This is a genomic window from Streptomyces sp. NPDC050842 (genome assembly GCF_044456565.1).
Lineage (GTDB): Bacteria > Actinomycetota > Actinomycetes > Streptomycetales > Streptomycetaceae > Streptomyces.
On sequence record NZ_JBITGA010000009.1, the window covers coordinates 353,412 to 373,782 of the forward strand.

Below are 20,371 nucleotides of genomic sequence, written 5' to 3' on the forward strand. Positions count from 1 at the left end.
CGCGCCCTGCGGAACCCCTCTACGAGGAAGGACGTCACGCGTGAGCGGAGTACGAAGCGGAGTACGGATGACCGGCGAACCCATGCAGATCGGCGAGGTCGCCGCACGGACGGAACTGTCCCTGCGCACCATCCGCCAGTACGAGGACAACGGCCTGGTGGTGCCCTCCGCGGCCTCGCCCGGCGGATTCCCCCTCTACACGGACGCGGACGTCTCCCGGCTGATGGTGATCCGCCGGATGAAGCCGCTCGGTTTCACCCTCGACGAGACCCGCGAACTGCTCACGGCCGTGGACCGGCTGACCGAGGACCGTCCGGGCACGGACACGGAGCTCGACCCGGAGGACCGCACCGCGCTCGTGACCCGCGTCCGCCGCTACGAGCAGGCGGCCGCGGAGCGGGTCACCGAACTGCGGACCCAGCTGGCCCGCGCGGAGGAGTTCGCCACGTCCCTCCGCAGCCGACTGTCCTCGACCCCGGCCTGACCCGGCGCCTGGCCGGCCTGACCCGGGGCCTGACCCGGCCTGACCCGGGGCCCTGACCCGGAAGCCTTACGCCACCAGGGCCTCCGCCAGCTCGCGGAAGAAGCGCGCGTAGGCGGCGGGGCTGGGCGGGGTCTCGGGGTTCCACGCGGCGAGGCGGGTGCCGGGCGGCGTCTCGTACGGCGGGACGGCGTGGAACCGGTTGTCGAAGAGGATCAGGTCGGGACGGAGCTCGGCGGCGCGGCCCCAGTCGGCGGTGAGCCAGTTGGCGCCGGGCCCCGGGCCGGGGTCGAGCAGCCGTACGCCGAGCGCCGCGAGCCGCGCCAGCTCGGGCCAGGCCTGCGGACGGGCCAGATGGACCTGGTCGGGGCCGGCCCCGGAGAGCGCGAGCACGGTCAGCCCGCTCCGCCCGGCGACGCCCCGGAGGACGGCCTCGGCCTCCTCCACGCCGCCCGTCAGGTCCGCCGGCGCCGCCGTGGACACCGCCGTCCCGGCCCGCAGGGAGGCGCTCAGCGCCCCGAACCGGTCGAGGATCGCCGGAAGGGTGAGCTCGTTGCCGACGGAGAGCGCGACGAGCGGCACTCCGAGCCGGTCGGCGACCGCCTCGTCCAGCGCGTACGGGCTCTTCCCGTCGTACGTGACGTCGACGATCAGATCCGGCCGCGACTCCCGCAGCAGCTCCTCGTCCAGGGCCCGGCCGGGACCGAGGTACGGGACCCCGGCCGCGTCGAGGCCGCCCGCCTTGGCCGGGTCGGACACCGGGCCGTCGTGCCCGGAGCCGTAGACGGCGACCGGCGTCACCCCCAGATCGAGCAGCGCCGCCCCGGCCCGTACGTACGCGACGACCCGCTCCGGCACACGGGCCGACACCGGCTCCGTACCCCTGTCGTCCGTGAATCCCCATGGCTGCGTTCCGGACATGCGGCTGCTCCCTCCCCGGCCGAGACTGCCTCCTGCGGCCACCTTGGAACGGTTCCCCGGCCCGCACAAGAGGGCCTGCGGCCACCCGCGGACACCCCCGCCGCCCGCCTCCCCACCCGGGACTTTGGTCCCGGCCCCCCTGCCGAAAGTCCCCCGGCGTGGTGTTAACTGAACAGGTCGGGAGGAAGCAGTACGAATCGCCAGCGCCTTCGTGCCCGCGCGCCACCTGCCGGGGCGCAGCGCGTACGGACGGCCCTCACGCCATGGAGTGAGCCATGCCCTTGCCCGGCCAGTTCTCCGACCCCCGTGTCCTCACGCTCTTCGGCCTGCTCGCCGTCTCGACGGCGGTGTGGCTGACGATGAGCCTCCGGTCCCGTGCCCGGGCGCGGCGCGACCGGGCGGCGGCCGGCCCGCTGGAGCGCGTCTGGCACCCGCAGGAGTCGGTGCAGCTGACACCCGCGGAGGAGCACGCCTTCGGCCAGGTCGTCTCCCGCCTCTCCTTCGGCGCCCCGGGCCGCCTGCGCTGAGCCGGGGCCGCGCGAGCGCGCGCGGCCTCAAGCGCCTCGGCCCCCTCCCGCCCGCTCCGGCCCGCTCCGGCCGCCTCGATTCCGCTTCGATCCCGCCTCAGACCGCCCAGGCGCGCGGGTCGCGTCCCGTCGCCGCGAGGAGCCGCTCGAACACCGTCGCCCCCTCGGGCAGGTCGACGCCCTCCCCGAAGACGTTCATCTTCCGGGCCATCGGCGCCATCCCCTCCACTTCCTCCACCAGCCCGGCCACCACGGCCGGATCCGGTGCGAAACCGCGCCCGGTGGCACGGGCGAGGTCCCACACGTGCACGGTCAGGTCGAGCAGGACCATCGACCCGACCGTCCGCGCGGGCAGCCCCATGGCCCCGACGATCCCCTCGTCCGCGCCGGGCGCCGACCAGGCGGCGACCAGCTTCCCGGTCTCCACCGAGAACCGCTCGCGCCAGCCGGCCTCCGCGAGCCGGTCCGGGGTCTCGGCGAAGTCGGCCGGCTCCTTGGCCGCGAGGGCCTGGAAGTTCACGACGACGGAGAAGAGGTGGTTCAGCAGGGCACGCACGTCGTACTCGGCGCAGGGCGTGGGCGCGCCGAGCGAGTCGTCGGTGGTGGCGCCGATCAGGGGGGCGGCGTGGGCGGCGGCGGTGCGGAGCAGGTCACCGATGCGGGGCGGGGCTTCGTACGTCATGCGTCGACGCTAGGGAGCCTGCCCGCCCCGGTCTTGAAAAAACGCGCCGCCGCCGACCCGCGCCCCTGAGAGAAGCCCTAGGGAAGACCCCCCGCACAACCGAAGGCACCGCCTAGCATCCGAGGCATGTCCGCCGCCTCAGCCCCACGCCGGGACACCCGGGGCATCGTCGACCCCGCCGAGCTGCTCACCCGCGTCCGTTTCCGCCGCCACACACCGGCGCCCGAGCTGCGGCCCTACCTGGAGCACTACTGGCTGATCGACTGGGAGCTGACGGAGCCGTACGCGACCCACGTCGTCCCGCACCCGTCCGTGAACGTCGTCTTCCAGCGGTACGGCCCGCTCGACAGCCCTCCGGAGGCGGCCGAGTCGTCCGCCGAGGTCTCCGGGATCGGGCTCGGCCTGTTCACGCAGAAGCTGACCGGCCTGGGCCGGGTCTGCGGGGTGCAGTTCCGGCCCGGCGGCTTCCGCCCGTTCGCGCCCGCGTGGCCGGTCTCGACCTGGACGGGCCGCCGGATTCCCCTCACCGAGGTGTTCCCGGCGAGCGAAGACACGGAAACGACCGGCGGCGCGGGTAGGGGCGACGGCGCGGATACGAGCGAAGGCTCCGGCCCGCTGTCCGCGGTCCTCTCCCCCGACGGCGACCACGCGCGCGTGGCGGCGCTCGACGCCTTCCTCCTCGCGCACGGCCCCGCACCCGACCCGGCCGCCGAGCAGGCCATGGAGCTCGTGGACCTGATCCGCACGGACCGCGGGCTGCGCAGGGTGTCCCGGCTGGCCGCCGCGTCCGGTCTGTCGGCCCGCTCGCTCCAGCGCCTCTTCGCCGCCTGCGTCGGCGTCGGGCCGAAGTGGGTCATCCTGCGCTACCGCATCCACGAGGCCCTGGAGCGCGCGGAGGCCGCCGGGACGGCGGGCGCCCCCGACTGGGCCCTGCTCGCGGCCGAGCTCGGCTACAGCGACCAGGCCCATCTCGTACGGGACTTCACGGCGACGATCGGGGTGCCGCCGACCGCGTACGCCCGGGCGGTGTCAGTGCCCTGACCTACGGTACGGACCATGGACGACGACACCTCTCCCGTACGGCTCGAAGCCTGGTCCGAAGAGGACGCGGGGCTGCTCCGCGCGCTCAACGCGCCGGAGCTGATGGAGCACCTCGGCGGCCCGGAGACGGAGGAGCAGCTCGCCGGCCGCCACCGGCGGTACGTGGCGCTGAGCAGCGACGACACGGGCGCGGGGCGGATGTTCCGGATCCGGCTGCTGCCGGAGGACGTGGTGGTGGGCAGCATCGGCTTCTGGGCGCAGACCTGGGACGGCGAGCCGGTGTACGAGACGGGGTGGACCGTCCTGCCGGGCTTCCAGGGCCGGGGCGTCGCGACGGCCGCCACGCGCGCGGTGGCGGCGGAAGCCCGGGCCGCGGGCCTCCGCCGGCACCTGCACGCCTTCCCGTCGGCGGACAACACCGCGTCGAACGCGGTGTGCCGGAAGGCGGGTTTCGAGCTGCGCGGGGAGCGCGCCTTCGCATACCCGCCGGGCCGCCCGATGCGGTGCAACGACTGGCGGCTCGACCTGGGCTTCGCTCCCGGCTAGGAGGCGTCTTCCTGCCCGGTGAGCAGCCGGGTGAAGTGGAAGGCGACGATGTCGAAGCGCTCGCGCAGGTAGAAGCGGTGGGCTCCGGTGCGGTGGGTGCCGGAGTCGAGGTTGAGCTCGTGGCAGCCGGCCGCGCGCGCGTGGCCCTCCAGGTGGGCGATGAGCGCGTGGCCGACGCCGGTGGAGCGGTCGGCGGCGGCGGTCACCAGGTCGTCGACGTAGAGCTTGCGCAGGGAGCTGGTGTTGTTGATGATCCGCCACCCGGCCGCGCCGACGCAGCGCCCGGCGGCGGCGTAGGCGGCGCTGAACCGCAGCCCCTGGGGATGTCCCGCCTCGTACACCTCGCGGAAGAGCTCCGGGGTGAGGTGGGGGCGCAGTTCGGAGAGGACCGGCAGGAGGTCGCTCTCCAGCCGGGGATCGCCCGGCTCGAGGTCGATGATCTTCATGCGGGGACGGTACCCCAAGGTTTTTCAGGGTTGACGGGCGAGGCAAGCCCACGGATATTTATCTGCGTAACGCAGACTCTTCGCAACGCAGCGAATAGCAGCCGGCAAACCGCACGGCCTCTCACCGAACCGAAGGGACACCCTCATGACCGTTCTCGTCACCGGCAGCCGCGGCCGCGTCGCCTCCACCCTGATCGGCCTGCTCGACGCCGCGGGAGTCAAGGTCACAGCCGCCTCCAAGAACCCCGCCGACCTCTCCCCACCCCCCGGGGTCGACACGGTGCGCTGCGATCTCACCGATCCGACCACCTTCGACGCCGCCCTGACCGGCGCCGACGCCGTGTTCCTGTACGCCGAGGCCGCACACGTCGGCACGTTCGCCGACCGGGCCCGGGCCGCGGGCGTCGAGCACGTCGTGCTCCTCTCCTCCAGCACCGTCCTCGCCCCGGACGCCGCGGGGAACGCGATCGCCGCCTCCCACCTGGCCGCGGAGCGCGCCCTGTCCGCCGCCGCGGACACCGGAGCCTTCGAGGCCACACACCTCCAGCCCGGCGCCTTCGCCTCCAACGCCCTGCAGTGGTCGCGGGCCCTCCGGAACGGACACGCACCGGCACTGCCCTATCCGCACGCGTACGGGGATCCCATCCATGAGCGCGACATCGCCGAGGCCGCCCTCGCGGTACTCACCGAGCCCCGGCTGCGCGGATCGTCCTACCTCCTGACGGGCCCCGAGTCGCTGGACTTCACCGAACAGCTCGCGATCCTCGCCGAGATCACGGGCCGGCCCGCCCCCCACACCGTGCCCACCCCCGAGGAATGGAAGGCGTCGGCCGCCGGCTTCATACCGGCCTCCTTCGCGGACGCCCTCCTCTCCTACTGGGCCGCGCACGACGGCCGGCCGACGCCGCTGACCCGCACCGTCGAGGAGCTGACGGGCCACCCCGCCCGCACCTTCGCCACCTGGGCCACCGACCACGCCGCCGCCTTCCGCCCCTGACCACCCCCTCCCCCCAGACGAATCCCCTGGCCCCCTCCCACCCCCCGATGCCATCCTGTCCCCGTGAACGGACCGGAGATCCACATCAGATTCGCCCCCGGCCTGCGGCTCTTCGTCTCGGCGGAGCGGCGCTCGGGACACACCCCCGTGACCACCGACGGCGCCTCCTCACTCGGGCACGTGGTGGAGTCGCTCGGCGTCCCGCTCACCGAAGCCGGGCGGCTCCTCGTCGACGGCCGGCCCGTGGACACGTCGCACGTCCCGGTCGCGGGCGAGACGGTCGAAGTGGAGGACGTCGCCCGCCCCCAGCCGGTGCCGGGCGCGCCCCTCCGGTTCCTGCTCGACGTGCACCTCGGCACACTGGCCCGCCGGCTGCGCCTGCTCGGCGTGGACGCGGCGTACGAGAGCGAGGACATCGGCGACCCCGCACTGGCCACACTCTCCGCCCGGGAACAGCGGGTCATGCTCACGCGCGACCGCGGCCTGCTGCGCCGCCGGGAGCTGTGGGCGGGCGCCTACGTGTACAGCGACCGGCCGGAGGACCAGCTCCGCGACGTCCTGGAGCGGTTCGCGCCGCCGCTGGCCCCCTGGACCCGCTGCACGGCGTGCAACGGCCGACTGTCCGACGCCGACAAGGACGCGGTCCGCGAGCGGCTGGAGCAGGGCACGGAGAAGACCTACGACGTCTTCGCGGAGTGCGTGGAGTGCGGCCGGGTGTACTGGCGCGGCGCCCACCACGCCCGCCTGGAGGCGATCGTCTCCGAAGCGGTCCGGGAGTTCGGCGGGGCGGCGGCCCGCTGAGGGGGCACGCCCCGGTCAGCCGAGCTCGCCGCCGCGCAGCCGCTCGATCTGCACGGCGCTGACCTCGACGGTGCGCCGCATATGGGCGATGAGCAGGGCGACCTCGGCATCGCTGTAGACGTCGAACATCGTGCCCCAGGTGCCGTTGAGCTTCCGCCACAGCGCGGCGAGCTCGGCCATCCGCCCGGGCACGAGCGCCACCAGGACCCGGCGCCGGTCCTCGGTGTCCCGCTCGCGCGTCACGTACCCGGCCCGCTCCAGCCGGTCGACGAGCCGGGTCGCGGAACCCGTGGTGAGCCCGGTCAGCTCGGCCACCCGCCCGGTGGTCACCGGCCGCTCCTCCAGACTGAGCAGGTTCAGGCACTGCACATCGGTCGGGTGGAGCCGCAGGTGATCGGCGACGGCCTGATTGAACAGGGCATAGGAGGCCATGTAGCGACGGGCCTCCCCGTACAGCTCGGTCATCAGCGCCTCGCGCCGGTCGGAACTCTTCTGCGGCATGCAGAAATTGTACGAACCAGACACCGGCTCCCGCCGACCCGCGCCTCAGAAGACGTACGGATCCCCGGTGGCGAGCACCAGAACCCGATGCCGGTCGTTCTCCGGATTCCCGTCGCCGGCCCCGTCCCGCCAGGCCGTGGTGATCTCCACCGTCAGCTCGTCCGGAAAGCCCGCGGTCCGCAGGTCGAGCGCCAGCTCGCCGACGGCCCCGGCCGCCCGGAGCTCGCCCGTCCGGCAGGACACCACACGGTCGCTGCTCCACAGACAGGCCGTCGGCAGCTCCTGGCCCCCTGACATCGGCTCGGAGAAGGCGAGCCGGACCGTCGCCTGGGGGAGATCGGAAGGCCCGTGGTTCTCACTGACCAGCCACACGCCGACCCGCCCGTCCCACAGGGAGACATGCCCGTGATGGGCAAGATCCGCCTCAGCCCCCACGGCACCGGCACTCCCACCCGCACCCATCACCACGGAGACCGCGAGCACGACCCCGAGCACAGACTTCCGCATTCCACGCATAAGCACAAAATACCTACATACGACCCCATCTCCTGACACCCCATCAGTCAGCGTGTCCCAAGGCCCGTGGCACCCTGCCCGCATGCTGATCGCCCGCTCCGCCGCCCTGTTCGTCGTCGCCGCCCTCTTCGAGATCGGCGGCGCCTGGCTCGTCTGGCAAGGCGTACGGGAGCACCGCGGCTGGATCTGGATCGGCGCCGGCGTCCTCGCCCTCGGCGTCTACGGCTTCGTCGCCACCCTCCAGCCCGACGCCGAGTTCGGCCGCATCCTCGCCGCCTACGGCGGCGTGTTCGTCGCGGGCTCACTCCTCTGGGGCATGGTCGCCGACGGCTACCGCCCCGACCGCTGGGACGTCATCGGCGCACTCGTCTGCCTCGCCGGCATGGCCGTGATCATGTACGCTCCCCGCGGCCGCTGATCCCCGCCCCCGCCTATCCTGACCGGGCGATCCACGGAATCGACCACCTGCGCGAGGAGCACGCCATGACCGCCCCCGGTACCCCCATCGCCGTCATCACCGGAGCGAGCAGCGGAATCGGCGCCGCCACGGCCAAGCAGCTGGCCGCCGCCGGCTACCGCGTGGTGCTCACCGCCCGACGCAAGGACCGCGTCGAAGCCCTCGCCGCCGAGATCAACGACGCCGGACACCAGGCCACCGCCTACGCCCTCGACGTCACCGACCGCGCCGCCGTCGACGAGTTCGCCACCGCCTTCCGCGCCCTCGCGGTCCTCGTCAACAACGCCGGCGGCGCCCTCGGCGCCGACTCCGTCGCGACCGCCGACCCCGACGACTGGCGCCGGATGTACGAGGTCAACGTCCTCGGCACCCTCCACATGACCCAGGCCCTGCTCCCGGCCCTCACCGCGAGCGGCGACGGCACGGTCGTCGTCCTCTCCTCCACCGCGGGCCACTCCACCTACGAGGGCGGCGCCGGCTACGTCGCCGCCAAGAACGGCGCCCGCGTCCTCGCCGAGACCCTCCGCCTGGAGATCGTCGGCACCCCGGTCCGCGTCATCGAGATCGCCCCCGGCATGGTCAAGACGGACGAGTTCGCCACCACCCGCTTCCGCGGCGACACCGACAAGGCCGCCAAGGTCTACGCGGGCGTGGCCGAACCCCTCACCGCGGACGACGTCGCCGACACCATCACCTGGGCCTGCACCCGCCCCCCGCACGTCAACATCGACCTCCTGGTGGTCCGCCCCCGCGCCCAGGCCTCCAACACCAAGGTCCACCGCGAGCTGTAACCACGATCGAGTGAACCCACCCGATCACCGGGACGACAACCGAAGACCCGACCTAACGTCGAAGACAACTCCATACAGAACGGCCCTCGACCGGGACTGCAATCCCAGCCGAGGGCCTCACCACCAGGAAGGCAACACTTCCGATGGCTGAACAGGACCCTAGCGCCCGCGTGCGCTTCATGGACCTCGAAGATCCCCGCTACGCCTACATGTTCGGCTTCCTCCAGGCAGACGGACACATGGCAGCAGGAACACGCCTCAAGGGAACCCTCACCGTCGAGATCAACGCACGGGACATCCAAATCCTGCGCGAGTTCCAGGCCCTGACCCCGTACAACACCAGCGTCACCGAACGCACGCGGTCAACGAACTTCTCGGAAAGCCACCACTCGGCGACCTGGACTCTGTGCGCCCTGGAAGCACGCACCACGCTCAACCAGCTCGGCCTGCCCTACGGCAAGAAGTCCAAGAAGATCACACCGCCCCGCGTGTCCTTCTCCCGCCGGGACTACGTCCGCGGCGTCATCGACGCGGACGGGTCCGTCGGCTTCACGGGCCAAGGCCTCCCGTTCGTCTCGCTCACCACATCCAGCACCGCTGTCGGCGCCTACCTGTGCCACTACGCGAAGAAGATCACCGGCGCGGAACGCAGGATCAAGCGAAACACTCGTGACGGGGTCTACAACATCCTGTACACGAAGGAGGCGGCCATCCAACTGGCCGAGCACCTCTACTTCCCCGGCTGCCTCGCCCTGGAACGCAAGAGGAGCGCCGCCGCGTCCCTGGCCTCGTGGGTACGCCCGGCTGGGATGAAGGTTCGGCCTCCCCGGAAACCTTGGACGGCCGAAGCAGACCGCATCCTGCTCGCGGCGCCCACTCTTGCCCAGGCGGCAGCAGAACTGGGCCGGTCCCAGAGCAGCTGTCAGGTGCGTCGTTGGCGGCTGGTCAACGGCATCGAACCGTCACCGCCGCCACACGGCCTGTAGGCCACAAACAGACGGCCCCGGCACAGTGTGCCGGGGCCGTCTGCTGCCAGCGCTCAGCCCTTCACGCAGATGAACTGCTTCAGCTTGGCGACGACCTCGACGAGGTCCTGCTGCTGGGCCATCACCTGCTCGATCGGCTTGTACGCGGCCGGGATCTCGTCCACGATGCCGGAGTCCTTACGGCACTCCACGCCCCGCGTCTGCTCTTCCAGGTCCCGCACCGTGAAGCGCCGCTTCGCCGCGCTCCGGCTCATCCTGCGGCCCGCACCGTGCGAGGCGGAGTTGAAGGCCTTCTCGTTGCCGAGCCCCTTCACGATGTACGAGCTGGTACCCATCGACCCGGGGATGATCCCGAAGTCGCCACGGCCGGCACGGATCGCTCCCTTCCGCGTGACCAGCAGGTCCATGCCCTCGTACCGTTCCTCGGCCACGTAGTTGTGATGGCAGGAGATCTCGGTCTCGAAGGACACCTTCGCCTTCCGGAACTCCTTGCGGATCACTTCCTTCAGGAGCGCCATCATGAGCGCGCGGTTGTACTTCGCGTACTCCTGCGCCCAGTACAGATCGTTGCGGTAGTCCGCCATCTGCGGGGTGTCCGAAACGAACACCGCCAGGTCGCGGTCGACCAGGCCCTGGTTGTGCGACAGCTTCTGGGCCACGCCGATGTGGTGCTCGGCCAGCTCCTTGCCGACGTTGCGGGAGCCGGAGTGCAGCATCAGCCAGACCGAACCTGACTGATCAAGACAGATTTCGATCATGTGGTTTCCGCTGCCGAGCGTTCCCATCTGCTGTCCTGCACGTTCACGACGGAATTTGACCGACTCCGCGATCCCGTCGAACCGCGACCAGAAGTCGTCCCACCCCGCCGTCGGGAACTGGTACAGCCGCCCCGGGTCCACCGCCTCGCGGTGCAGCCCACGGCCCACCGGGATCGCCTGCTCGATCTTCGACCGCAGGCGTGACAGGTCGCCCGGCAGGTCGTTCGCCGTCAGCGAGGACTTGACCGCCGACATCCCGCAGCCGATGTCCACGCCGACCGCCGCCGGACACACCGCCCCCTGCATCGCGATCACCGAACCGACCGTCGCGCCCTTGCCGAAGTGCACGTCCGGCATCACGGCCAGGCCCTTGATCCACGGCAGCGTCGCCGTGTTCCGCAGCTGCTGCATGGCGCCGTCGTCCACCGTGGAAGGATCGGTCCACATCCGGATCGGTACGTTCGCCCCCGGTACCTCTACATACGACATACTTCCTCAATTCCCCCGAAAAGTCTGATAACGCAAAAACCGGAGCCAAAGCCCGTACAGGTGACAGCGGACCGGCATCAACAGCTGCGTGTGCGATAGACATTGTGTCCACCGGCCGGGTTCGCGCGGCAAACAGTTTTCGGGAAAGACTTCGGGAGAAGGGAGCCCTGGGACCGTGCAGCGAAAGAGGTACGCCCCCGGCCGCACCGGGTCCACGGCGCGTACCGCCGCCATCCTCACCAGCGTCCTCGGACTGGGCCTCGGGCTCGGCCTCTCCGGATGCTCGGCAGGCCCCACGACCGACGACATCGCCGTCGACGCCAAGGCCGGCCCCGTCACGCCCGTCGCACCTCCCGGCCGCTACCGCACGCTCTTCGAGCCCTGCGGCGCCGTCCCGCAGGCCATGCTCAAGGACCTGCTCCCGGGCGCCGCCGCGCTGTCCGACCCCGAGCGCGCCAAGGCGTACCGCGGCGTCGCGGCCGTCACGTACGACACCGACCGGCGCGTCGGCTGCACGTGGAAGGCCGACAGCCCCGAGACCTCCCACCGGCTCGTCCTCGACATCGAGCGGGTCGTGTCGTACGACTCCGCCGTCAGCGACGACGCCCGGGCTCAGGACGTGTACCTCCGCAAGCAACTCGCGGCGGGCATCCCGGTACCCCCCACGACCCCGCCCACACCCACCGGCACGGCCACGGGCACGGCCACGGGCACGGGCACCGCCACCGACTCCGGTACGGCGAAGCCCCAGACGACCGGCTCCACCGACACCCAGAGCACCACGACCACCACGAGCCCCGCCGCGCCGACGGGCAAGACCTCGCCCACCGAGGGCCCGGCGTCGGGAGCCCCCTCCAGCGGCGCGCCTTCCAGCGGCGGCCCCACCCCCACGCCGACCTCCAGCTCCACCGGTCTGGAGTCCCGCGTCCTCGACGGCCTCGGCGACATCGCGTACCTCGACGACGCCCTGAGCACCGTCGGCGCAAACGGACATCAGCGTGTCGTCAGCGTGGTGTTCCGCACATCCAACGTCATCGTGACCGTCTCCTACCGGGAGCTGAGCACCGGTTCCGCGGAGGCCCCCGACAGCAAGGAACTGCAGGACAAGGCCCGGAATCTGGCCCGGATGCTCGCCGAGCGCCTGGAGGAGTAGCCGTTCGCGGACGATCCGTGAGCGGACGGCGACCACGTAACGTGTCGGCGTACCCGTGGCCGACAAGCGACTGAAGGAACCATGCAGCGATCAGCCCCGCGACTCCCCCGCATACTCGCCTGCGCAGCCGTCCCGGTGATGCTCCTCGTCGCCGGCTGCTCCTCGGACTCGGGCGGCAGCGGTGACTCCGGCAAGAAGGGGACGCAGGACAAGGCCTCCGCGTCGGCCTCGGCCACCCCCACTGCCTCGCCGACGCCGACGGTCGAGCCGGCGAAGTTCGCGAAGCTGCCCGAGGTCTGCAAGGCGATCTCGGCGAAGACGACCGCGTCCCTGGTGCCCAAGGCGAAGAGCAAGAAGGGCACGCCGGCGGCCTCCAGCGACCTGGGCAGCCGCGGCGGCTGCTCGTGGAACGGCCTCGACGACAACGGTGTGGACGGCTCGCAGTACCGCTGGCTCGACGTGTCGTTCTACCGGTACGAGTCGGACGTGTCGCTCGGCAGCGGTGAGGAGCGCGCGGTGGAGAACCTGACGAAGGAACTCGCCAAGATCCAGGAGACGTCCGGCGCGAAGAAGCTTCGCACCACCACGGCCTCGGGGATCGGCGAGGAGGCGAAGGCGGTCGCGTACAAGCTGCGCAAGACGGACGAGGACTTCGTCTACGCCTCGGTCGTCGCGCGTACGGGCAACGTGCTGGTCCTGCTGTCGTACAACGGTGCCGGTTACGCGGGTGCCGACGCACCCTCCGACAAGAAGATCATGGATGGCGCCGTGAAGGCCGCCAAGGAGGCTGTGGCCGCCGTCGCGGCAGCCAACAAGTAGCCAACAAGTAGCGACAAACCGGCGCAGACGAAGACATGCGCGCGGAGCCCGGCCCTCCCCCGAGGGCCGGGCTCCGCGCGCATGTGCCAGTCTGTGCGCGCGAGATGTCGTTTGACGGGAGGGGATCGCGGGTGGCCGCGATGCAGCTGACACGCACACACCGAATACTCATCGGCCTCGTCATCGCCGGTGCGCTGATCATCGCGGGGATCGGTTTCGCGGGTTCGTACGCCGCCGTTCGCGAGCTCGCGGTGGACAAGGGCTTCGGCACCTTCTCCTACTTCTTCCCCATCGGCATCGACGCGGGCATCTGTGTCCTGCTCGCCCTGGACCTGCTTCTGACCTGGCTGCGGATTCCGTTCCCGCTGCTGCGTCAGACCGCCTGGATCCTGACGGCGGCGACGATCGCGTTCAACGGCGCGGCCGCCTGGCCGGATCCGCTGGGCGTCGGTATGCACGCGGTGATCCCGATCCTGTTCGTCGTGTCCGTGGAGGCCGCGCGTCACGCGGTCGGCCGCATCGCGGACATCACGGCCGACAAGCACATGGAGGGCGTGCGGCTCACGCGCTGGCTGCTCTCCCCGGTGCCGACGTTCCGGCTGTGGCGCCGGATGAAGCTCTGGGAGCTCCGCTCGTACGAGCAGGTCATCAAGCTGGAGCAGGAGCGGTTGATCTATCAGGCGCGGCTCCAGGCCCGTTACGGGCGCAGCTGGCGGCGCAAGGCCCCGGTGGAGGCGCTGATGCCGCTGCGGCTGGCGCGGTACGGGGTGCCGCTGGCGGAGACGGCGGCGGCGGGCCTCGCGGCTGCCGGCATCGAACCGGCCGTCCTCCCGCCGCAGGCGCAGCAGCAGGCGGTGCACGCGATGCAGCCGGTGCCGGCGGTCCAGGGGGCCCCCGCACTCCAGCCCCAGCAGCTGCCGCAGGCACCCCAACAGCCGCATCAGCACCCGCAGGCGCAGCAGGGCCAGCAGGGCCAGCTGGGCGAGGCGGAAGCCCCGAACCACGACAGCCCGTGGTTCCAGGCTCCGCACCTCCCGTCCGAGGCTCTCGAGACGGCGTACGACCCGCAGTACGTCGACGGCCTGGCCCCCACTCCGGTGGCCGTGCCGCTCGGCCCGGAGGACGCCCCGATCCCGGACCCGCGCCACGAGCAGGGCCCCGAGGCGTTCGAGCCGTACCCGGAGTACGTGGAGGAGCCGGAGCGGCCGGAGCCGCAGGCCGACGAGTTCCGCGAGGTCGTCTACAAGCTGACCTGGGCGTTCGCCGTGGAGAACGATCGCTTCCCGGAGGACGCGGTGCTCGCGACCATGGTCGCCGAGCACTACGGGGTGCAGGAGCTCCGCAATCCCGCGCTGCTGCAGCAGGTGGTTCCGGGGATCCAGCAGCAGATCCAGCAGGAGATGACCGACTACAACGGAGCCTGATGCTCGCAGGCACACGCGAAAAGGGCCGCCGCCCGGAGTCCGGGCGGCGGCCCTTTCACGTACTCAGCTACTCACTCGCTCACGCGCCGAGCAGCTTCCGCACCCGGTCCGCCCCCACCGCGAGGAGCAGCGTGGGCAGGCGCGGCCCGGTCTCGCGGCTGACGAGGAGCTTGTAGAGCAGGGCGAAGAAGGCGCGCTGGGCGAGCTTCAGTTCGGGCGTCGGCTTGGCTTCGGGGTCGAGGCCGGCCAGGATCTTCGGGACGCCGTAGACGAGCGTGGTGAGCCCGTCGAGCGACCAGTGGCTGTCGAGGCCCTCCAGGAGCAGGCGCAGTGACTCGCGGCCCTCGTCGTCGAGGGTGTCGAGGAGCTCGGTGTCGGGCTCTTCGCGGACGATGGTGCGCTGGTCGGCCGGGACCTGGTTGGTGATCCAGTTCTCGGCGCGGTCGAGTCGCGGCCGGACCTCGTCGAGTGAGGTGACCGGGTTCTCCGGGTCGAGCTCGGTCAGGATGCGCAGGGTCTGCTCGTCGTGGCCGGCGGTGATGTCCATGACCGAGGCGAGCGTGCGGTACGGCAGCGGGCGCGGCGTGCGGGGGAGCTCGCCGGCGGCCGTGCGGGCGGCGCGGGTGTGGGCCGCGGCGTCGGCGGGGAGGACGGTGCCGTCGGCGACCTTGGCCTCCAGCTTGTCCCACTCGTCGTAGAGCCGCTGGATCTCCTGGTCGAAGGCGATCTTGAAGGACTGGTTGGGCTTGCGGCGGGCGTAGAGCCAGCGCAGCAGCGGCGCTTCCATGATCTTCAGTGCGTCGGCCGCGGTCGGGACGCCGCCGCGCGAGGATGACATCTTGGCCATGCCGCTGATGCCGACGAAGGCGTACATGGGGCCGATGGGCTGGACGCCGTCGAAGATCTCGCGGACGATCTGGCCGCCGACGACGAAGGACGAGCCGGGCGAGGAGTGGTCGACGCCGGAGGGCTCGAAGATGACGCCCTCGTAGGCCCAGCGCATGGGCCAGTCGACCTTCCAGACCAGCTTGCCGCGGTTGAACTCGCTGAGCTTGACGGTCTCGGCGAAGCCGCACTCCGTGCAGGTGTAGGCGAGCTCGGTCGTCTCGTCGTCGTACGACGTGACGGTCGTGAGGTCCTTTTCGCAGTTGCCGCAGAAGGGCTTGTACGGGAAGTAGCCGGAGGAGCCGCTGGAGCCGTCGTCCTCGGCCGCGGCGCCGGAGCCTTCCTCGGCCTCCAGCTCGGCTTCGTCGAGGGGCTTCTGCGACTGCTTCTTCGGGGCCTTCTTCGTCCGGTACTGGTCGAGGATGGCGTCGATGGCGCCGCGGTGCTTCATGGCGTGCAGGATCTGCTCGCGGTAGACGCCGGTGGTGTACTGCTCGGTCTGGCTGATCGGGTCGTACTCGACGCCGAGCTCGGCCAGGGCCTCGACCATGGCGGCCTTGAAGTGCTCGGCCCAGTTGGGGTGGGGCGAGCCGGCGGGGGCCGGGACGGAGGTCAGGGGCTTGCCGATGTGCTCGGCCCAGGACGCGTCGATGCCCTCGATGCCGTTGGGCACCTTGCGGTAGCGGTCGTAGTCGTCCCAGGAGATGAGGTGGCGGACCTCGTGCCCGCGGCGGCGGATCTCGTCGGCGACCAGGTGCGGGGTCATGACCTCGCGGAGGTTGCCGAGGTGGATGGGGCCGGACGGGGAGAGGCCGGAGGCGACGACGACCGGTTTGCCAGGCGCACGTCGCTCCGACTCGGCGATGACCTCGTCCGCGAAACGGGAGACCCAGTCGGTCTCGGTGCTGCTCTGAGCCACGGTCGGTACGTCCTTCTTCCTGAGGGGGTTCTGCCTGAGGGGTTCTGCCTATAGCCCTACGAGAGCCATTCTCCCAGACGGAAGCACGCACTCCGAGGTTGTCCACAGGCGGAGAAAACACGTTGCTCTCCCATGGGACACTTGACAAGCGAAATAGACCTGACGAACTCAACAGGAACGGAAGCTCATGGCCTCGGTCCCTTCCCTCGCTTCGACCGTGCAGCAGCGCCTCGCGGACGGACTCTCGGCAGCTCTGCCGGAGGCCGCGTCCGCCGACCCGCTGCTCCGACGAAGCGACCGGGCCGACTTCCAGGCCAACGGCATCCTGGCGCTGGCCAAGCAGCTCAAGGGCAACCCGCGTGAGCTGGCCACGAAGGTCGTCGACGCGATCCCGGCGAACGACGTCCTGAAGGAGATCGAGGTCTCGGGCCCCGGCTTCCTGAACATCACGGTGACGGACTCGGCGATCATCGACACCCTCGCGGCCCGCGCCGCCGACACGCGCCTCGGCGTGCCGTTCAACGAGTCGGCGGGCACGACGGTGATCGACTACGCCCAGCCGAACGTGGCGAAGGAGATGCACGTCGGTCACCTGCGGTCCGCCGTGATCGGCGCCGCGATGGTGGAGATCCTGGAGTTCACGGGCGAGACCGTGGTCCGCCGGCACCACATCGGCGACTGGGGCACCCAGTTCGGCATGCTCATCCAGTACCTGATCGAGCACCCGCACGAGCTGGACCACAAGGTCGAGGGTGCCGACGTCTCCGGTGAGGAGGCCATGTCGAACCTGAACCGGCTCTACAAGGCCTCGCGTGCGCTCTTCGACTCCGACGAGGAGTTCAAGACGCGGGCGCGCGCCCGGGTGGTCGACCTCCAGGCGGGTGACCCGGAGACGCTGGCCATGTGGCAGCGGTTCGTCGACGAGTCGAAGATCTACTTCTACTCGGTCTTCGAGAAGCTCGACATGGACATCAACGACCCGGACATCGTCGGCGAGTCCGGTTACAACGACATGCTGCACGAGACGTGCCGCCTGCTGGAGGAGTCGGGCGTCGCCGTCCGCTCCGAGGGCGCGCTGTGCGTCTTCTTCGACGACGTGAAGGGTCCGGACGGCAACCCGACCCCGCTGATCGTCCAGAAGTCCGACGGCGGCTTCGGCTATGCGGCGACGGACCTGTCGGCGATCCGCGACCGGGTGGGGAACCTGAAGGCGACGTCCCTGGTGTACGTGGTGGATGCCCGTCAGTCGCTGCACTTCAAGATGGTCTTCGAGACGGCCCGCCGGGCGGGCTGGCTGAACGACGGCGTGAAGGCCGTCCAGCTGGCGTTCGGCACGGTCCTCGGCAAGGACGGCAAGCCGTTCAAGACCCGTGAGGGCGAGACGATCCGGCTGGTGGACCTGCTGGACGAGGCGATCGAGCGTGCCTCGGCCGTGGTCCGCGAGAAGGCCCAGGACCTCACGGAGGCGGAGATCGCCGACCGGGGTACGCAGGTGGGCATCGGCGCCGTGAAGTACGCGGACCTGTCGACGTCGGCGGCCCGTGACTACAAGTTCGACCTGGACCAGATGGTGTCGCTGAACGGCGACACGTCGGTGTACCTGCAGTACGCGTACGCCCGTATCCAGTCGATCCTGCGCAAGGCGGGCGACGCCAAGCCGGCGGCGCACGCGGAGCTGGCCCTGGCACCCTCCGAGCGGGCTCTCGGGCTGCACCTGGACGCCTTCGGCGAGCTGATCGCCGAGACGGCCGCGGAGTACGCCCCGCACAAGCTCGCCTCGTACCTGTACCAGCTGGCCTCGCACTACACGACGTTCTACTCGGAGTGCCCGGTCCTGAAGGCCGACACCCCCGAGCGGGTCGAGAACCGTCTCTTCCTCTGCGACCTGACCGCCCGGACGCTTCACCAGGGCATGGCACTGCTCGGCATCCGGACGCCCGAGCGCCTCTGACGGCTCGGAGCGACGGCTCGGAGCCGAAGCGAAGCGAAGCCCCCGCCACGGGAACACCGTGCCGGGGGCTTCGTCGTCATCCGATGGAGTGCGAGGTCCTGCCCGAGACCTCGTCGATCTCCGTGTGGGCCTTCTGGAGCAGCTGTGAGGCGAGGTCCATGAGCGCGCGGGCGCCCGCGATCTCCTCGCCGACCCGCAGCTGGTCAGGATCGGAGGGGTGCCGATTGGCCGTGCCGTGGGCCCGGAACTCGGTGCCGTCCGAGAGCCGGACCATCGCCGCCGCCCGCGTCCGGTCGCCCTCCTCCTGGAACTCCATCTCCACGTGCCATCCGACAAGCGTGTGCATCATGAGGACCACCTCCAGCGAGGTACCTGTCGGCTACCTCTCCAGAGTGCGCCGCCCGGTGCCGCCACACCACTCGCCCCGTTGTCAGTGGTGCCCCGTACGTTCTCCGCATGGCGATGATCCCGAACCAGCTGCCCCGGCTCGCAGCCGATCCGACCGGCCGTTCCCTCGGCCTCGACCTGCCGCCCGGCGCCCTCACCGGCCCGGTGGACGCCCCGTACATCTGGTCGGGACACGGCGCGGCGGGCCCGTCCGCCTGGAGCGCGCTGCGCCCGGCGGCCCGCACGGCAGGACTGCTGCCGGTGCTGCTGGGCGGTGAGTGGAGCCTGGACCGGTGGGGGCTGATGCCGGAGCGAATGAGCGACCCGGCCGACCACGAGGCCGACGGGGTCCTCGCCGGGTTCTGGGACGCGAACGCGTCCGACGAGATACCCGGGAGCGCCGGCTGGCCGGGCCTGGCCCCGGCGCAGCCGTGCGACGCGGACCCCGACGGGACGGCGGCCGCCGTCGCCGAGATGCTGACGGAGCAGGGCTTCTGGCTGGAGGACGCCCGGCCGGCCCTCGTCCCGGCACGGCGCAGCGCGGACATCCCGGCGGTGATCGGTTGGACCGGGCCGCTGAACCACGAGAACGACGTGGCCCGCCTGTGTGCCGTCCTGCGGTCCTGGGAGGACCGTTTCGGGGCCCGTGTCGTCGCGCTCACCTTCGACCAGCTGGTGGTCTCGGTCGCGGCCCCGCCCGGGACGCTGGAGGAGGCCGAGGCGCTGGCGGCGGAGCACTTCGCGTTCTGCCCGGACAACGTGAACCAGGGCGACCACGGTGGCCTGCGCGCATACGCCCGGACGGGGCTGCTGGACAGCCCCGTCTGGACCTTCTGGTGGGACTAGCCCTGGCTAACCCCGCGCGACGGCCAGCTTCTGCGCCACCTCGGTGGCCCAGTAGGTGAGGATCATCTGCGCGCCGGCGCGCCGGATGCCGGTGAGGGTCTCGAAGATCGCCCGGTCGCGGTCGATCCAGCCCTTCTCGGCGGCGGCCTCGACCATCGCGTACTCGCCGCTGATCTGGTACGCGGCGACGGGCACGTGCACGGATTCGGCGACCTTCGCGAGCACGTCGAGATACGGCCCCGCCGGCTTCACCATCACCATGTCCGCGCCCTCCTCCAGGTCGAGGGCGAGCTCGCGCATCGACTCCCGCAGGTTCGCCGGGTCCTGCTGGTAGGTCTTGCGGTCGCCCTGGAGGGAGGAGCCGACGGCCTCGCGGAAGGGGCCGTAGAAGGCGGAGGAGTACTTCGCGGTGTACGCGAGGATCGACACGTCCTCTTTGCCGATGGTGTCCAGGGCGTCCCTGACCACCCCGACCTGCCCGTCCATCATCCCGGAGGGTCCGACGACGTGGACGCCGGCGTCGGCCTGGACCTGCGCCATCTCGGCGTAACGTTCCAGCGTGGCGTCGTTGTCGACGCGGCCGTCGGCGTCCAGGACACCGCAGTGCCCGTGGTCGGTGTACTCGTCGAGACAGAGGTCCGACATGATCACCAGGTCGTCGCCGACCTCGGCGCGGACATCCCGGATGGCGACCTGCAGAATCCCGTCCGGATCGGTCCCCGCCGTACCGGCGGCGTCCTTCTTGGCGTCCTCGGGGACGCCGAAGAGCATGATCCCGGAGACCCCGGCCTCCAGCGCCTCCACCGCGGCCTTCCGCAGGGTGTCGCGCGTGTGCTGCACGACGCCGGGCATGGCCGCGATCGGCACGGGCTCGGTGATCCCCTCGCGCACGAACGCGGGAAGGATCAGATCGGCCGGCTGCAACCGCGTCTCGGCAACCATGCGCCGCATGGCAGGCGTCGTCCGCAGCCGCCGCGGCCGCGCCCCGGGAAAGGATCCGTACGAGTTCATACGCCCGAGGCTACGCCCGCCCAAACAGTGGTTTTA

23 protein-coding genes are annotated in these 20,371 nt (G+C 71.1%); 14 read left to right on the top strand and 9 right to left on the bottom strand.

All coding sequences use genetic code 11. From position 1 onward, the window contains the following. The first annotated feature begins 67 nt into the window (after positions 1 to 67). On the top strand, positions 68 to 484 hold the full coding sequence (locus tag ACIBG6_RS29635; RefSeq protein ID WP_399225793.1) for a MerR family transcriptional regulator: 417 nt from the start codon (positions 68 to 70) through the stop codon (positions 482 to 484). Between the two features lie 66 nt (positions 485 to 550). On the opposite strand, the gene ACIBG6_RS29640 is transcribed toward ACIBG6_RS29635, so the two are convergent. Then, positions 551 to 1,402 carry an ABC transporter substrate-binding protein gene (locus ACIBG6_RS29640; RefSeq protein ID WP_399225736.1) on the bottom strand — a complete coding sequence of 284 codons (852 nt, stop codon included), beginning with the start codon at positions 1,400 to 1,402 and terminating at the stop codon, positions 551 to 553. A 275-nt stretch (positions 1,403 to 1,677) separates the two neighbouring features. Between ACIBG6_RS29640 and ACIBG6_RS29645 the strand changes: the two genes are divergently transcribed. Next, positions 1,678 to 1,929, top strand: coding sequence for a hypothetical protein (locus ACIBG6_RS29645; RefSeq protein ID WP_399225737.1), 252 nt, complete (start codon positions 1,678 to 1,680; stop codon positions 1,927 to 1,929). A gap of 97 nt (positions 1,930 to 2,026) precedes the next feature. Here the strand turns inward: ACIBG6_RS29645 and ACIBG6_RS29650 are convergent, their stop codons facing one another. Further along, positions 2,027 to 2,611 carry a TIGR03086 family metal-binding protein gene (locus ACIBG6_RS29650; RefSeq protein ID WP_399225738.1) on the bottom strand — a complete coding sequence of 195 codons (585 nt, stop codon included), beginning with the start codon at positions 2,609 to 2,611 and terminating at the stop codon, positions 2,027 to 2,029. A 126-nt stretch (positions 2,612 to 2,737) separates the two neighbouring features. Here ACIBG6_RS29650 and ACIBG6_RS29655 point away from each other — a divergent pair, with 126 nt between their 5' ends. Further along, positions 2,738 to 3,652, top strand: coding sequence for a DUF6597 domain-containing transcriptional factor (locus tag ACIBG6_RS29655; RefSeq protein WP_399225739.1), 915 nt, complete (start codon positions 2,738 to 2,740; stop codon positions 3,650 to 3,652). 15 nt (positions 3,653 to 3,667) lie between these two features. Further along, positions 3,668 to 4,198: a GNAT family N-acetyltransferase gene (locus ACIBG6_RS29660; protein ID WP_399225740.1), complete on the top strand. Its 531-nt coding sequence runs from the start codon at positions 3,668 to 3,670 to the stop codon at positions 4,196 to 4,198. Here the strand turns inward: ACIBG6_RS29660 and ACIBG6_RS29665 are convergent. Beyond that, positions 4,195 to 4,644 (bottom strand): GNAT family N-acetyltransferase, encoded by a 450-nt coding sequence (locus tag ACIBG6_RS29665; RefSeq protein WP_399225741.1) that lies wholly within the window; start codon positions 4,642 to 4,644, stop codon positions 4,195 to 4,197. The genes ACIBG6_RS29660 and ACIBG6_RS29665 overlap by 4 nt on opposite strands. A 145-nt stretch (positions 4,645 to 4,789) precedes the next feature. On the opposite strand from ACIBG6_RS29665, the gene ACIBG6_RS29670 reads away from it, so the two are divergent. Both ACIBG6_RS29670 and ACIBG6_RS29675 read left to right on the top strand, forming a co-directional pair. Next, positions 4,790 to 5,641, top strand: a complete 852-nt coding sequence (locus ACIBG6_RS29670) for an NAD(P)H-binding protein (RefSeq protein WP_399225742.1) — start codon at positions 4,790 to 4,792, stop codon at positions 5,639 to 5,641. Between the two features lie 63 nt (positions 5,642 to 5,704). Continuing rightward, positions 5,705 to 6,442, top strand: a complete 738-nt coding sequence (locus ACIBG6_RS29675; RefSeq protein WP_399225744.1) for a Mut7-C RNAse domain-containing protein — start codon at positions 5,705 to 5,707, stop codon at positions 6,440 to 6,442. Between the two features lie 15 nt (positions 6,443 to 6,457). Here the strand turns inward: ACIBG6_RS29675 and ACIBG6_RS29680 are convergent, their stop codons facing one another. Together ACIBG6_RS29680 and ACIBG6_RS29685 are read right to left on the bottom strand one after the other, a co-directional pair. Next, on the bottom strand, positions 6,458 to 6,943 hold the full coding sequence (locus ACIBG6_RS29680; protein WP_384148110.1) for a MarR family winged helix-turn-helix transcriptional regulator: 486 nt from the start codon (positions 6,941 to 6,943) through the stop codon (positions 6,458 to 6,460). A 45-nt stretch (positions 6,944 to 6,988) separates the two neighbouring features. After that, a complete protein-coding gene (locus ACIBG6_RS29685) occupies positions 6,989 to 7,450 on the bottom strand; it encodes a hypothetical protein (protein WP_399225746.1) in 462 nt (153 codons plus the stop codon). 91 nt (positions 7,451 to 7,541) lie between these two features. Between ACIBG6_RS29685 and ACIBG6_RS29690 the strand changes: the two genes are divergently transcribed. The 3 genes from ACIBG6_RS29690 (at position 7,542) to ACIBG6_RS29700 (ending at position 9,693) form a co-directional block, all read left to right on the top strand. Beyond that, positions 7,542 to 7,877, top strand: a complete 336-nt coding sequence (locus ACIBG6_RS29690) for a YnfA family protein (RefSeq protein WP_399225747.1) — start codon at positions 7,542 to 7,544, stop codon at positions 7,875 to 7,877. A 65-nt stretch (positions 7,878 to 7,942) separates the two neighbouring features. Next, positions 7,943 to 8,707 (top strand): SDR family NAD(P)-dependent oxidoreductase, encoded by a 765-nt coding sequence (locus tag ACIBG6_RS29695; RefSeq protein WP_399225748.1) that lies wholly within the window; start codon positions 7,943 to 7,945, stop codon positions 8,705 to 8,707. A 143-nt stretch (positions 8,708 to 8,850) separates the two neighbouring features. After that, positions 8,851 to 9,693 carry a hypothetical protein gene (locus tag ACIBG6_RS29700; protein WP_399225749.1) on the top strand — a complete coding sequence of 281 codons (843 nt, stop codon included), beginning with the start codon at positions 8,851 to 8,853 and terminating at the stop codon, positions 9,691 to 9,693. Positions 9,694 to 9,746: 53 nt separating this feature from the next. Here ACIBG6_RS29700 and ACIBG6_RS29705 read toward each other — a convergent pair whose 3' ends face one another. Continuing rightward, positions 9,747 to 10,940, bottom strand: a complete 1,194-nt coding sequence (locus tag ACIBG6_RS29705; RefSeq protein ID WP_399225750.1) for an RtcB family protein — start codon at positions 10,938 to 10,940, stop codon at positions 9,747 to 9,749. A gap of 175 nt (positions 10,941 to 11,115) precedes the next feature. Here ACIBG6_RS29705 and ACIBG6_RS29710 point away from each other — a divergent pair, with 175 nt between their 5' ends. The 3 genes from ACIBG6_RS29710 to ACIBG6_RS29720 all read left to right on the top strand — a co-directional run bounded on the left by ACIBG6_RS29710 (position 11,116) and on the right by ACIBG6_RS29720 (position 14,336). Then, entirely contained in the window at positions 11,116 to 12,093 is a 978-nt protein-coding gene (locus ACIBG6_RS29710; protein ID WP_399225751.1) for a DUF3558 domain-containing protein, read from the top strand. 81 nt (positions 12,094 to 12,174) lie between these two features. After that, complete coding sequence (locus ACIBG6_RS29715; protein ID WP_399225752.1) at positions 12,175 to 12,912, top strand: DUF3558 family protein; 738 nt, start codon at positions 12,175 to 12,177, stop codon at positions 12,910 to 12,912. A gap of 131 nt (positions 12,913 to 13,043) precedes the next feature. After that, positions 13,044 to 14,336 carry a DUF2637 domain-containing protein gene (locus tag ACIBG6_RS29720; protein ID WP_399225753.1) on the top strand — a complete coding sequence of 431 codons (1,293 nt, stop codon included), beginning with the start codon at positions 13,044 to 13,046 and terminating at the stop codon, positions 14,334 to 14,336. 79 nt (positions 14,337 to 14,415) lie between these two features. Here the strand turns inward: ACIBG6_RS29720 and lysS are convergent, their stop codons facing one another. After that, complete coding sequence (gene lysS / locus ACIBG6_RS29725) at positions 14,416 to 16,140, bottom strand: lysine--tRNA ligase (protein ID WP_399225755.1); 1,725 nt, start codon at positions 16,138 to 16,140, stop codon at positions 14,416 to 14,418. Positions 16,141 to 16,327: 187 nt separating this feature from the next. Between lysS and argS the strand changes: the two genes are divergently transcribed. After that, positions 16,328 to 18,091 (top strand): arginine--tRNA ligase, encoded by a 1,764-nt coding sequence (gene argS, locus ACIBG6_RS29730; protein ID WP_399225756.1) that lies wholly within the window; start codon positions 16,328 to 16,330, stop codon positions 18,089 to 18,091. 76 nt (positions 18,092 to 18,167) lie between these two features. On the opposite strand, the gene ACIBG6_RS29735 is transcribed toward argS, so the two are convergent. Continuing rightward, the gene (locus ACIBG6_RS29735) at positions 18,168 to 18,437 is read right to left on the bottom strand and encodes a DUF1876 domain-containing protein (protein WP_399225794.1); all 270 of its coding nucleotides are present in this window, start codon (positions 18,435 to 18,437) and stop codon (positions 18,168 to 18,170) included. A 110-nt stretch (positions 18,438 to 18,547) separates the two neighbouring features. Between ACIBG6_RS29735 and ACIBG6_RS29740 the strand changes: the two genes are divergently transcribed. Further along, positions 18,548 to 19,324, top strand: a complete 777-nt coding sequence (locus tag ACIBG6_RS29740) for a DUF4253 domain-containing protein (protein ID WP_399225757.1) — start codon at positions 18,548 to 18,550, stop codon at positions 19,322 to 19,324. Between the two features lie 6 nt (positions 19,325 to 19,330). On the opposite strand, the gene hemB is transcribed toward ACIBG6_RS29740, so the two are convergent. Then, entirely contained in the window at positions 19,331 to 20,335 is a 1,005-nt protein-coding gene (hemB, locus tag ACIBG6_RS29745; protein WP_399225758.1) for a porphobilinogen synthase, read from the bottom strand. Positions 20,336 to 20,371 lie beyond the last annotated feature (36 nt).